This window comes from Lacrimispora xylanisolvens, from assembly GCF_002934545.1.
Classification (GTDB): domain Bacteria; phylum Bacillota; class Clostridia; order Lachnospirales; family Lachnospiraceae; genus Lacrimispora; species Lacrimispora xylanisolvens.
Map to the genome: position 1 here is coordinate 48875 of NZ_PTJA01000009.1, position 12881 is coordinate 61755.

The 12881-nt window shown below is 41.8% G+C and carries 11 protein-coding genes; 1 reads left to right on the forward strand and 10 read right to left on the reverse strand.

Annotated features, from left to right (window positions below; all coding sequences use genetic code 11):
- Positions 1 to 33: 33 nt before the first annotated feature.
- Entirely contained in the window at positions 34 to 858 is an 825-nt protein-coding gene (locus BXY41_RS16620; RefSeq protein ID WP_104437990.1) for a MerR family transcriptional regulator, read from the forward strand.
- An 80-nt stretch (positions 859 to 938) separates the two neighbouring features.
- Here the strand turns inward: BXY41_RS16620 and BXY41_RS16625 are convergent, their stop codons facing one another.
- The 10 genes from BXY41_RS16625 to BXY41_RS16670 all read right to left on the reverse strand — a co-directional run bounded on the left by BXY41_RS16625 (position 939) and on the right by BXY41_RS16670 (position 12872).
- A complete protein-coding gene (locus BXY41_RS16625) occupies positions 939 to 1430 on the reverse strand; it encodes a DUF4367 domain-containing protein (protein WP_104437991.1) in 492 nt (163 codons plus the stop codon).
- 196 nt (positions 1431 to 1626) lie between these two features.
- Positions 1627 to 2307 (reverse strand): hypothetical protein, encoded by a 681-nt coding sequence (locus BXY41_RS16630; protein WP_104437992.1) that lies wholly within the window; start codon positions 2305 to 2307, stop codon positions 1627 to 1629.
- Between the two features lie 154 nt (positions 2308 to 2461).
- The gene (locus BXY41_RS16635) at positions 2462 to 3847 is read right to left on the reverse strand and encodes a family 43 glycosylhydrolase (RefSeq protein WP_104437993.1); all 1386 of its coding nucleotides are present in this window, start codon (positions 3845 to 3847) and stop codon (positions 2462 to 2464) included.
- A 29-nt stretch (positions 3848 to 3876) separates the two neighbouring features.
- Complete coding sequence (locus BXY41_RS16640) at positions 3877 to 5391, reverse strand: carboxylesterase/lipase family protein (RefSeq protein ID WP_104437994.1); 1515 nt, start codon at positions 5389 to 5391, stop codon at positions 3877 to 3879.
- On the reverse strand, positions 5388 to 7364 hold the full coding sequence (locus BXY41_RS16645; RefSeq protein WP_104437995.1) for a right-handed parallel beta-helix repeat-containing protein: 1977 nt from the start codon (positions 7362 to 7364) through the stop codon (positions 5388 to 5390). Before BXY41_RS16645 ends, BXY41_RS16640 begins: the two co-directional genes overlap by 4 nt.
- Positions 7365 to 7387: 23 nt before the next feature.
- Positions 7388 to 9121 (reverse strand): type 2 periplasmic-binding domain-containing protein, encoded by a 1734-nt coding sequence (locus BXY41_RS16650; protein WP_104437996.1) that lies wholly within the window; start codon positions 9119 to 9121, stop codon positions 7388 to 7390.
- Between the two features lie 31 nt (positions 9122 to 9152).
- Positions 9153 to 10097: a carbohydrate ABC transporter permease gene (locus BXY41_RS16655; protein WP_341457856.1), complete on the reverse strand. Its 945-nt coding sequence runs from the start codon at positions 10095 to 10097 to the stop codon at positions 9153 to 9155.
- Positions 10097 to 11017 (reverse strand): ABC transporter permease subunit, encoded by a 921-nt coding sequence (locus BXY41_RS16660; protein ID WP_104437997.1) that lies wholly within the window; start codon positions 11015 to 11017, stop codon positions 10097 to 10099. Before BXY41_RS16660 ends, BXY41_RS16655 begins: the two co-directional genes overlap by 1 nt.
- A 297-nt stretch (positions 11018 to 11314) precedes the next feature.
- Positions 11315 to 12361 (reverse strand): LacI family DNA-binding transcriptional regulator, encoded by a 1047-nt coding sequence (locus tag BXY41_RS16665; protein ID WP_104437998.1) that lies wholly within the window; start codon positions 12359 to 12361, stop codon positions 11315 to 11317.
- Positions 12362 to 12380: 19 nt separating this feature from the next.
- On the reverse strand, positions 12381 to 12872 hold the full coding sequence (locus tag BXY41_RS16670; RefSeq protein ID WP_104437999.1) for a YehS family protein: 492 nt from the start codon (positions 12870 to 12872) through the stop codon (positions 12381 to 12383).
- Positions 12873 to 12881: the final 9 nt, after the last annotated feature.

Sequence of the window (12881 nt, forward strand, 5' to 3'; positions counted from 1 at the left end):
AGTGTAACCCGATAGTCAAGAGGAGAAATAAAAATGATTCATGAGCAATATCTGACCACCAGTGAATTCGCCAAAGCCTGCGGAGTAACGAAGCATACGCTGTTTCACTATGATGAAATCGGCATTCTGAAACCAGAATATGTGAATGAGAAAGGCTACCGTTTCTATTCTTTAAAACAATTTGCAACATTTGACATTATTGAAGTACTGCAAAAAGCAGGGACTCCCCTGAGCGAAATCAAAGAATATTTAGAACATAAAAGTCCGGCACGGTTTCTTTCGGTTGTGGAAGAAAAAAGGAAACAACTGATATTAGAACAAAAGAAGTTGAAACGAATGGAGAAGCTGCTTCAAACCACCTATGATATGACGAAAAATGCGTTAAGTGTTATCTGTAATGTCCCTTATACAGAAAATCAGGAAGAGGATTATTTTATTGTAGCTCCTTTGTCCAGCAACGGTGCCGAAAATGAAGATATGAAAAAAATGGGGGAGCATTATGAATATTGTGCTGCTCATCAGATTGAGCTCACTTATCCATTTGGTACAATTACCGTAAAATCTGATTTAGAAAAAAAGATATATGACAGGCCCGCATACTTTTATAACAAACTAGGGAAAAAATGTACCGGAGAAAAAGTACACATAAAACCCAGAGGCAAATATGCTGTTATTAATCATAAGGGCCCATATGACACGCTGCCTAAATCCTATGAAATTCTGGCAGACTATATTAACAAATCTAATCTGCAGATTGCGGGAAATGCCTACGAACAGGAAATACTCAGTTATCTGGCTGCGGAAGATCCTTCCGAATATATCATACAGATTGCCATTGAAGTTGTATCAAAAGATTAAAAGGAAAGGTGCCGCTCAATCGTTATTTTGCGACACCACCTTCTTTCATTATTCCTTCTATGTAACAATCATTAATTTTATTAACTGATACTTTCAATCATATGAATCATATCCGTTTTATCAATACCGACTTCTCCAGGAGTCACCGTAATAGAAAATATAAAATCCCCGTTGGTCCAGAGTGCATTGCTTACCTTGCCGCCATTTCCCTTAATTACAACTTCCAGGTCTCCAATCACGATTGTGCTTTTTTCGTCATATTCGTTATAATCGCCGCTGATGTCCTCAATTTCTTTGCCTTTCTTAGCCTGACGGAAGGTAATTTCATTCTCACCATTCTTATATATAATCTGGACCAGATCACCCTTAATTGCCTGAATCACGTTCTCTGTATAGCCTTCTGGAATTTTATCCGGTGCTTTGACTTTAAAACCGGCAATTTTTTCTGCATCGTTTAATGTCTTGCAATCCAAAAAGGGATTGGGGATCCTGGTGTTATCAGATTTTCTGGAACACGCGGTAAAAGACAAAACCATAATTACACATAAGATCATAGTAAATAACTTTTTCATAATAAATTCTTCCTTTCTTGTCCGGGACACTCGTCCTCACAGTAACCTTTTTTCGGTTCTATACAGTATACAAATGAGAACTTAAAAATGTTGCATAAATGGAAAATAAATTTCAGAATTATGCTCCTGTAACCAGACAATGGATGACCGGGCCGTTAAGGTTTGGGTGGTCATCCACGGGGTCAGAACTAGTCATTTAATCAATGAGAGAATAGATCTGGATACTTGACACTTTCTTATTCTTTATATGAAAATTCATTACATTTGCGTAATCTTCTTCCTCAAAGCGGAAATCATCTTCCTCATTGCTCAATTCTCCGCCTATTAAATTGCCTTCGGGATAAGCTTCTTTCAATGTTTCAAAGCTATCCCCCACCTTGACGTTTCTCACGGTCGTATATTGGGAACCGGTTATTTCAATCTGATAAATATAGGACTTGTTATTTTCTCCTGCATCAATGGTTTTAATCACAAGATCTGGATAAAGGTACTGCTTTTCTGTCTTACCTGTGAGCTGATCCATGTTTAATCCATCTGAAGTAGAATAGGTGTGGGTTTTTGTGTCTTCTGCTTTTCCAAGCATTGCTTCCATCTTTTGGTCATCTGTAAAGTCCAGAAGGGTAATTGTTTTTCCATTGTAAATGAAGCCAAGCTCCTTTAACGATTCTTTTGTCGCATTTTCAGAATCACTGATAACAGTGGATTGGGCTGCTGTGGAGGGAACTTTTGTGGGTTCGGTTTCGGTACTGGCTGATGCTTTTGCGGGAGCAGTTGTCTCATCTGGTGATTTTACTCTGTTCTTTCCGCAGCCGCTCAATGCACCCACACATAATACCATAAAACCGGTAATAATGGTTCTTTTTATAAACGTTTTCATTGCTACTCCTTTCAATCAGTAAGTTCTTTTTCCACTTATTGTACCCGTTATTTCTGCTTATTAACAAAGATTTTTATCAATCGCTTTACAGAAAAAACTGCTGCAGTTAAGTACCGATCTGCAGCAGTTTTAGTCATTTAATTAATAATCTTAATCACTCTAATGAGAAGGATAATAAACTTGCATTTCCGTTTCCTCTGTAAGTCAGATAAATTGCCTGTTTCCCTTCTTCCAGTTCCAAATCAGCAGAGTAATCTTCCCACACATTGGTGTACTTTATCTGTATCGTGGCAAGAATTCTTCCATCCCATTCATGTTTTACTTCAAAATACCCGCCTGCATAACCTCGGGTTGTAATGGTAATACGCTTACAATCTCCACAGTCAAAATATTTAAATCCAGCCGTAACTCCATCTGTTATATTGGCAATGTATCCTGGCTCTTCGTCTCCATCTCTGCCATCCTGCATGATCTTTGGAATGGGGGCTTCCGCTTTTTGCTCCGTCTGAAATAAGTTACATGCCAGATAGGCACCATATGTTCCTTTCCCCGGCAGAATACCTCCCATACCGCTGGTTGTAATCTCCACCTGAGGGATCGTTCCGTCTTCCAGAATCGTAACAGGCTCTGCACAGCCCTGGCGGCTGTACCAGGTTCCATTGGTATGCCTGTGATAAAAAATATACCATTTTCCCAGAATTTCTACCAGGCTTCCGTGATTGTTGGCTGCAAAAGCCGTGTGCATCCTGGCTGGTTTATATGTATCAATTCCCTCATCACAATTGCTGACAATCACTCCTCCATAAGTGAATCCTCTTACCGGACTGTCACTGACTGCGTAGCAAAGTTCATGCATAGCTACGGAGGAATAGATAAAATAATAGGTGTTGCCTTTTTTCCTGATGGAAGGTGCTTCAAAAAATTCATGACCCTCAAAACCAGTACCTGCACTATAAGGTTTACTTGGTGCAATCACAACAGGTTCTTCCAAAACGGTTACCATATCATCTGCAAGCACCGTCACCATAGCGCCATATCTGGTGTCATCCTGGGGGCCGCAGAAACCACAATAGAGATAAATTTTATTATCTTCTCTTAATACTCCCGGGTCGAACTGTGGCTGGTCACCCGGCCGCTCTCCCAGACGCCCTCCACTGCGATCCTTCACATATCCGTAAAACTCATATCTGCCTGCCGGAGTATCACAAACTGCTACCGATACTACCGGAACCTTGTCAAGGACATAGTAAAGATAATATCTGCCGTCAGATCCCACGACCACATCCGGCGCATACAGACACATTTTTCCCTCTTTGTTCATGGGATCACTTGTTTTTGGATAAATCACGCCTTCATACCGCCAGTTTCCAAGATCATCCACTGGCGCTGACCAGCAGACGTAATCTCCCAGACAGAAAACGTAACCATTAAAAAAATCATGGGAACCATAAACATACACTCTGTCCCCAAACACATATGGTTCCCCGTCGGGAATATATTCCCACGAGGGCAAATAGGGGTTCACTGCATATTTTTTCATCTTATCTCCATTTCTGCAATCACCTGTTGCTATACGAATTTTTCCTTCAGCCTGTCTAATAAAAATTTCATCAATTCCTGCTCATTCTGCTGATTCATAGCAATTTTCTCTGTGGATAACAAAATACCATTGGGATTTTCATTTGTAAACGGCTGCCACACCGGCATTGGCGTTCCATCCGCATCATCTCCGTTTGGATCGCCAGTCTTAATAAAATTCGTCCAGTAATTCGCCATACATCTTGCCAGATCATAATGCTTCCCTTTAAAAGGCCTCCAGCATTTTGCAAGTGTCTCAAAAAAGAACCATAAATCCACGGAATGAAAGTTTCCCGGATGATCCCAGCCTGGAATGTCCGCATCAAAGGTATAATAATAACAATTAACCGGATTGCCACTTAGGACATTTTTGTGAAATAATCCTCTTACGGCAAACTCAATACTGCTTACGGATCCGGCATTTCCTTCCTCATCCCTCTTTTTGTCTCCCAGCAGACGAATAAATTCCTCTTCCTGCCCAGGAAACAGCGTCTTTATCCTTTCCATTAACTCCTCATCGGAATCTGAATGAATGAAATCAAAAAATTCTTCCGAGGTATTACCCGCCATAACAGGAACCATGGCTCTCTTGTTTTCCATAAAACGCTGAAAGGAATTACCAAAACAAAAGACGTCATCGATAACCGTTCCCATAAAGCCGCCAAACTGCTCATACTTTTCATGCAGCAGCTTTCCGTCCAAGGCTCTTGCCTGAGCCAGATCTTTTGCACCAATAAATTCAAAGAATTTCTCACCTGTTTTTTCTGCATCGGCAAGTGTGTGACTGAATGGATCTGGATTTTTGTCGTATGGGCGGCAGAAAACTCCGCTTAACACGATTGCTTTTTGAAACAAACCTTCACTTTTTGGCGTGGTCAGATGGGTCATTACACTGCCGCCCCCCGCTGACTGTCCTGCTATGGTTATATTTTGAGAGTCGCCTCCAAATGCCTCTATATTTCTCACAACCCATTTTAATCCCGCCAGCTGATCCAGATGACCAAAATTAGCCGGAGCCTCAGGCTGTGTGGCTGTCAGTTCCGGATGGGACAGAAATCCAAACAAATTCACCCGGTAATTAACGGAAACCACAATAACCCCTCTTCTGGCCAGACGCTCTCCGTCAAACTCCATCTCGGCAGTATATCCACATTGCAGTCCGCCACCAAAATACCAGACCAGAACAGGCAGTTTTTCGTCCGCTTTCTTTGCTCCGGTCCAGATATTCAGATAAAGGCAGTCTTCACTCATTGCTATCTCCGGATCTACGTGCCATTCTCTGTCATAGATATTATCACTCAGCCCCGGCACTCCCTGCATGGATATGGGCGCAAACCGGAAACAGTCCCGGACCCCCTCCCAGTTCTCACATGGCTTAGGCTCCCGCCATCTGTTTTCTCCTACCGGCGGTGCTGCAAATGGAATCCCTTTAAATGCAGTGATTCTGGGATCTGCTGCCTCAATTCCTCTTACCAGACCATTTTCCGTCTCTGCTATACGAATCATAATAGCCCCCCTTCCTTACTTACCAGTTTTCTTGGATCAATGTGATAAATCTTTTCGGCTACCAGATCTCCAAATGGACCAGGATTGCATTGATCCCCCTCCAGCAGCATTCCAAAGAAATCACTGGAAACCTGGGGATCTTTTTTCACGGTTTTAATATCCTCTATTTTCATCACGTATTGATGCCGTTGTCTTCCCCTCATAGTATCCCATGGATACTTATCTGCAGAATGGAACTGAAGTGTATACTGCTTTGTATCCACATCGATCTGAAAGATTCCCTCCTGCCCCTCTTTATCAAACCCATAAAATTCCTGCCATGCAGGAAGGTCAAGACAGCAGGGAGGAGCGGGATATAGAATTCTTAAATACCCCCCATTCATGGAAACATAGAGATTTCCCTCCGCCTCATTCTTTTCCGTGGGCATTTTAATGGCTGCTTCTCCGCATTCATAAAAGATGTTATTTATGAAATGAGCGTCTCTTGACGTACCTCCCCTGAGATTGCCATGCATGCGAAAGGCAACCGCCTTGGCAAAATATCCGGCACTCCGGCATTTTCCGATTAAATTATTGGCAATGTATAAATGATCCGTTCCTTCGGCGTAAATTGCGTATCCATTCACAATTCCGTCTTCTTCCATCTTATACCACCCCGAAGAACCAGCTTCTTCCTGGACTTTCCCCGGATCAAACCTGCCTTCTACGTTCCAGAATATATTATGATCAATTAAATTAACGCCGTCTCTGGTGCACTCTATAAAAACGGCATCCCGCTGTTCGATTCCGTCTAAGAATAAATTTTGTGTAATCCGGTTGTTTTCATTGTTACAGTCCAGCCACAAATGATCTGCCCGAAAAGTCCTGGTGAAAATGTTTCTTCTGATCAGACTGTTCGTACAATTATGTATTTTCATGCCACCGGCTTCCCAGGAAAGCTCCATTTTCTGCCAGCCTGTTCCTTCGATTACATTGTCTTCAATCAGAAGATTCTGGGCGAATAATCCGGCAATTCCGCATACTCCTGCATCTTTAATCCTGCAGCGGCGTATAATGGTGTTTCCGATGATCTGATCTTCTGGCACGCAGTGATGCCAGCATTCATTTCCCATATCAATTCCAACACCATTGGCCCAGTCCACTTCGCAGTCTTCAATGATCCAGTGATGCCCTCTGAAACAGGAAATCGAACCTCTCTGGGGAACCGGCGCACCGCCAGCCGCATGTGCACAGGTAATTCCCTTCACCTTTATATAGGATAAAAATGGTATTTCAGGTGCAAAGCACTGCTCCCGGCATGTAATCTCTATCAGATGTTTACCCGGATCCTGGTCACCCCTTAACCGAAAATGAACAGTCTGACCATTGGCCTCCACCCAATACGCATTCTCCTGTGTTCCCAGCTGGCCATAAAGCTGTACCTGTAACAGCGGTTTTCCGTCACAAAATACCATTCCCCGCCTGTTTAAATACGTAGTCATATCGGTTTTATCATATTCCAGAAACAGTCTGTCATGAAGAATATTTACTGCACAAAACGGATTGTATCCCTTAAAATCCTCCGGATTCAGTTTTAACTCCCAGATGGAAATCCCTTCCGCTAACCCATCAGTGGAAAAATGGTTTAGCCTCCAGCCCTGGCTCCGGGTAAAATCCCTTACCTCCACAGAAGCCTTAATCCATACCGGTTCCTTCTGCCACGCCTCGTAGCAGATCATCTGATCCGGACCAGTTCCGCCCATGGCAGGGTGTACGCATTCTCTGTACACACCGCCATGAATCCATACTCTGGTTCCCGGAACTGCAACAGATGCCGCTTCATTTATCGTCAGAAAGGGTTTCTGGATACTTCCGTCACGTTCCCCCACCTCTCCATCCTGATTGCAGTCGACATGCAACTCCTGCTCATATCTTTGTTCCTGCTCCCAGAACGCGAAGCTTTTGCCCTCCGGAAGTATTGACGTAATATCCATGATTTCTCCTCTTTCATGAGTCTTTATTTTTTATTGACTGCCAGTTTCGCATCTAACTCAATCTGGTACTTATCTTTGTCAAACTTAGACAATTCCTGGAATCCCATTCCGTCCATCTGGGTACACATCTCACTCCACAGAGAATCAAACTCTCCATCATCCTTTGCATAAATCATTCTCCAGGAATAATCACTGAATAAATCACTGCACTGTTTGCGGATAATGGATATATCAGCCGGATCACTTGGTAGGGATACGCTGACATTGGGGCTGATTAAAAGAATATTATTCTTCTTCATATAATCAACGGGTTCTGCTGCACCAAATTTAGCTGCCCAGTCTTTCTTCATCTGCGTCATTGTGGCTGCCTTATAGGTACTCCAGTAATCTTTGTTATAGGGTTCTCCTGTAGCCGGATTTGTACTGATGGCATCCACCATCCACTGATTAATTGCATTATTTCCGTCATTATATCCACCGCCGCCGAATTCGTCTGGTACGGGGATATTATCCATTAACGCATTGTCATTGATGTATGTATATTTTCCATCACTGCCTACTGTATAGTTAAATCCTTTCAGGCCAATGTGCTGATAGTTTAACCCCTCCGGGCTGGCATACCAATTGAGGAAATCCATAATTCTCTGATACTTGGCATCATCCACCTGGGAACCGACGGCAAAAACACGTCCGCTGCCGTAATAGGTATCTGCATCTGCATAATAGATCTGATCCTTAATGGGTGTATAAATAAATGCTGTGCCATCCTTTAACCGGTCCTGGGTATTCCAGAATCCAACCTGCCAGTTATACCACATGAGATAGACTCTTCCTGTCTTCATCTTATCACAGGCCGTATTCCAGTCCTGGGTACCGGAATCAGGATCTACGATTCCTCTTCTGTTTGCTTCATTTAAGAAATGAAGCATCTTATAATAGGCACCATCTTTGCTGTTTACAGGGATAAATGTATTATCCGGTTTTAAAATATTGGAGCCTTTTATTATTTCACCATACCAGGTTGTCAGCTGTGTAACATTGGCGATTCCCAGCATCCCGTCTCCTCCATCCCAGTCTTTCCACAAAGACAGGGGATAGGCCGGATCTCCGGCATTGTTGGTGGGGTGTGCCTTCATCATCTTTTCCAGAATATCTAAGAGATCATCCGTATTCTTTATCTCCGGGCGACCCAGTTCTGTATAAAGATCCCATCTTAAAAGGGGGCTTGATTTAATTACATCCTGAGAATAGGATGTAGGGGATGTATTGGTCATCTGGCATGGAATTCCATAGATTTTACCATCTTTATTTTCTGGCAGAGCCTTATTTAATACAGTAATCTGATCGTCATACGTCATTAAATCAGGATAATTTTTGATATCTGCCGAAATGTCTTTAATTAATCCTGCTTTTACACAGTCAGTGAAATCCGTGCGTTCCAGCACAACAATATCACCTAAATTCCCCGTACTGCAACGGGTCTGGTAAATTCCGTTACCGGCCACCTGAGGCGATATCATATTCAGTTCGATGTTAAACTTATCCTTTACTACCTTTGCAAACCACCCAGCCTGGGTTCCCTGATAATTTGCAGCAACATCATAAAAATCAAATGTCATTGGTTCGTCGTAGTTTCCTGTTCCAGCTGCCGCTGCTGTTTTTGTTGCCTCCGTTGCTGTCTGCCCCGCACATCCTGCCACCATAACTGCCGCCATAGCTGCCGACAGCACCTGAAACGCCCTTTTTTTTACTCTCATACACTGCTCCCTTCTTTTATTTGCATTGTTATTATCCTTTTACAGCTCCGATCATAATTCCTTTCACAAAAAATCTCTGAAAAATCGGATAAATTAATATAATCGGTGCCACTACTACAATCGTAACGGTCATACGAATGGAGGTCGAAGTCTGGGCGTGAGCCAGGCTTGCCGCCATCTGTGCCGAAGAAGCATTACTATTGGCAAGTGACTTCAAAGAGCTTGCCTGATTAATGTACTGGTAAAGGGTAAACTGAAGCGTATACAGACGTTTATCCGTTACCAGAAGCAGTGTATCCTGAAATGCATTCCATTGGGTAACTGCAGTAAAGATCGCCACGGTTGCAAGGATGGGCTTTATTAATGGGGCAATGATCTGGAAGAATATTTTAAGCGTGCCGGCCCCGTCAATCTCCGCCGCATCCTGCAATTCTCCGGGAAGGGATTCCACAAAGGTCTTGCATAGGACAATGTAAAAGGGTGATACTGCAAGCGGCAGAATATAACCCCAGAAATTATTGGTTAAGTGAAGATTCCGCATTGTAATGTACCAGGGAATAATCCCTGCATTAAAATACATGGTTGCTACCACAAAGCGATACCAGAATTTTCTCTTCCACATGGATTCCTTTGTAAACATATATCCCAGAAAGGCTGCAATAAATACTGTGACAATTGTCCCAATCACCGTTCTGGCAACAGAAATCTTAAGAGCCGAAAACAATCCGGGAATTTTAAGAACAGAAATATAATTATTAAAATGGATTCCAATGGGCCAGAAAAGAACCTTCCCTCTTTCGCTTAAATTATTGGCACTGATGGTATTGATAAATATGTAGTAAAAGGGATAAACACAAATAAATGTGAAAAATAAATAGACAATACAGGTAATGGTATCAATCACATAATCTTCTATACTTCGTTTTCTTTTATGCTTTTTAATGATTTCTCTCATTTCTTCCCCTTTCTGCTTCATTAAACAAACCCTTCCCCTCTTACCATCTTGGAAATCTGGTTTGTCGCACACAGCAGCAATACACTTACAATACTTTTAAACATACTGATGGCAGTTGACAGGGAATATCCCCCGCTTCCCATCGCAATATTGTAAACATACAAATCCAATACCTGAATGTAATCTTTATTAAATGCATTTTGAAAAACGTAGTACTGTTCCAATCCGTTCGTCAGAAAATTAGCGAGATTGAGCATCACAAGCACAAAAAATGTGGGAATTAAACCAGGGATTGTGATATGCCAGATCACCTGCATTCTGTTGGCTCCATCTACTCTGGCAGCTTCCTTCAGCTGTTCATCGATTCCGGATATGGCTGCAATATACATAATTGCTGCCCACCCTGCATTTTTCCAGGTAAGCCAAAGCCACATTTTAAACCAGATATGATTTGCAGACTGGAGAAACAGCTGGGGCGTCTTTAATATTCCCAGATTCAACAGCAGGCTGTTTATAACACCGGTACTGCTAAATACGCAGTATGCAATGGAATACACCAGAACCCAGCTGATGAAATTGGGCAATGTAGTCGCAGTCTGTACAAAAACTTTAAATGGTTTCCATTTAATTTCATTGAGAAAGACTGCAAAAATCATGGGGAACCAGGAAAACAAAAGGCTGAGCCCGCTAATGGCAAAGGTGTTTCTTAAAACAGCCAGCAGCTGTTTTAGCTTTACGTCATTGGTTAAAAGAGACGTAAACCATTTGAAGCCCACAAACTGTTTCATACTAAGAGGAAATGGCGGCTTATAATCAAAAAATGCATAGACCCAGCCATATAACGGATAATACGAAAACACAGCAACTAAAATAAGAAACGGTAACACGTACATAAATTCTCTGAATGCCCTAGCTTTCTTCCTGTCATTAAACATTCTCATAAATCATCCTTTCCTGTTCTTACAGTTTCTTAACATGTTAAGGATCTGTATCCCCCTTTGTAAAACGTTTTACCAATTGAATAAAATTATATTCCAGTCTATGCATATAGTCAACTAATATCGGTTATCTTTTGTATCATTTGTATGTATTAAACAACTATTAATTCATATAATTATACTTAATTACTATGTTTTTTTCTTTTTATTTATGTATAAAACGTTTTACATCAAATCAAAAAAGCAGATGCCGTCTGAATGTCCTGGCATCTGCTTTTTATCTGTGCTGATATCTGTCTCTTATATTAATTTTTTAACTGATTTTCTGAGTACCATTGTACATGGCAGCGCTATCTGACTCATCTGCTGCTCTGTCTGTCCCTCTTCCTTGTCTAATGTCCGGATTAATAGCTCCGCCGCCTTTTTCCCAATCTCTTTCAGTGGAAGTGCCGCCGTAGTCAGCGAAGGGCGGAAATACTCAGCTATCACCTGATCATCAAATCCCACCACGGATACATCCTCCGGTGCTTCCAGTCCATTCTCTTCCAGATAATCATAGACTCCGCCTGCAATTACATCCGAAAAGCAGAATATGGCCGTAACGTTCTTCCTGATCAGTGTGTCAGCCCCTTCATAACCGCTCTCCCGGTCCCAGTTTCCATAGCATACAAGATCTGGATTGTAAAATATTTTTCTGTCATATAAGGCTCTCTGGTATCCAAGAAGCCGTTTATCCATATGAATGTTATCTTTTCTTCCACCGATCACTCCGATTTTTTCGTGCCCCATTTTCAGAAGATATTCTGTCATGTCATATCCACCCTTCTCATCATCAATTACGACGGAAGGGAAGCGGGGCGTATGGGGATACCCGTAGGTCATGACTACCGGAATACTAAAATCGTCATCAAAACATCCCATATTTCTTGCGTGCCCCGGTACATAAATAATCCCATCCACTTTAATCGACAAAAGCTCCTGAATTGCCGGATTTAAGACAGAATAGTATTCTTCTTCATCCTGATACCATTGTTCATTCCATCTGGCATACAGACGAAGATTCACCATAATTGTTCTGTAATTTTTCGTCTCACAATAAGACATGATGCTTTCAATGATAATCGGAGCGGAAAAAAGCGAGATATCTTCGGCAATAATCCCAATTAATTTGGTCTTTTTCTTTCGCAGCCCCTGAGCAATATAGTTGGGCTGATAACCGGTTTCCTTTATCACCTGTAATACTCTCTGCCTTGTATCCTCACTTACCTTTGGTATCCCATTTAAAATGTTGGATACTGTGGATACGGATACGCCACATCTTTTTGCTATTTCCTTTAATGTCACCATGGCATTTTACCTTCTGTTATTACTTCCTGGAGCGTTCTGCAAGACCCTTTAAGAAAACTCTGATATACCGGTCCCCACAAACTTTATAATTGCGTTGGCCTTCTCTCCTTAACAGAGCGCTTAATTCCCCGTTTGACAGTTCTGCTCCCCCGGCTTTAAAAATTGCAAGCATATCATCGCCGGTAAAAGCAAGTGCTATTTTAACCTTCTTCAGAAAAATGTTATTTACATTTCTATAATCATTGATCATGAAATTCTTATTATCACCGGATTCCCCTGGTTTTTCTTCCTTTGCTCCCCGTTTAAAGACAATAAAGCCATTTAAAAATGATTCCAGCATACGATAATTACATATCTGATTATTCCCATCACTTCCCTCATTGGCTTTCAGCATATCCTGTACGTTGGTTTTTGTAAGAACTACTCCGCCCAGTTTAAAAATTTCCACCATATCACTGTCCTTGATATCCAGTGCATATCTTAATCTTTTCAATATATCAATATTTTCCATAGGAACCCC

What these genes read in the sequence shown, in the direction of transcription:
- BXY41_RS16620 (WP_104437990.1), top strand. Translation starts at nt 34, where the DNA reads ATGATTCATGAGCAATATCTGACCACCAGTGAATTCGCCAAAGCCTGC.
- BXY41_RS16625 (WP_104437991.1), bottom strand. Translation starts at nt 1,430, where the DNA reads ATGAAAAAGTTATTTACTATGATCTTATGTGTAATTATGGTTTTGTCT.
- BXY41_RS16630 (WP_104437992.1), bottom strand. Translation starts at nt 2,307, where the DNA reads ATGAAAACGTTTATAAAAAGAACCATTATTACCGGTTTTATGGTATTA.
- BXY41_RS16635 (WP_104437993.1), bottom strand. Translation starts at nt 3,847, where the DNA reads ATGAAAAAATATGCAGTGAACCCCTATTTGCCCTCGTGGGAATATATT.
- BXY41_RS16640 (WP_104437994.1), bottom strand. Translation starts at nt 5,391, where the DNA reads ATGATTCGTATAGCAGAGACGGAAAATGGTCTGGTAAGAGGAATTGAG.
- BXY41_RS16645 (WP_104437995.1), bottom strand. Translation starts at nt 7,364, where the DNA reads ATGGATATTACGTCAATACTTCCGGAGGGCAAAAGCTTCGCGTTCTGG.
- BXY41_RS16650 (WP_104437996.1), bottom strand. Translation starts at nt 9,121, where the DNA reads ATGAGAGTAAAAAAAAGGGCGTTTCAGGTGCTGTCGGCAGCTATGGCG.
- BXY41_RS16655 (WP_341457856.1), bottom strand. Translation starts at nt 10,097, where the DNA reads ATGAAGCAGAAAGGGGAAGAAATGAGAGAAATCATTAAAAAGCATAAA.
- BXY41_RS16660 (WP_104437997.1), bottom strand. Translation starts at nt 11,017, where the DNA reads ATGAGAATGTTTAATGACAGGAAGAAAGCTAGGGCATTCAGAGAATTT.
- BXY41_RS16665 (WP_104437998.1), bottom strand. Translation starts at nt 12,361, where the DNA reads ATGGTGACATTAAAGGAAATAGCAAAAAGATGTGGCGTATCCGTATCC.
- BXY41_RS16670 (WP_104437999.1), bottom strand. Translation starts at nt 12,872, where the DNA reads ATGGAAAATATTGATATATTGAAAAGATTAAGATATGCACTGGATATC.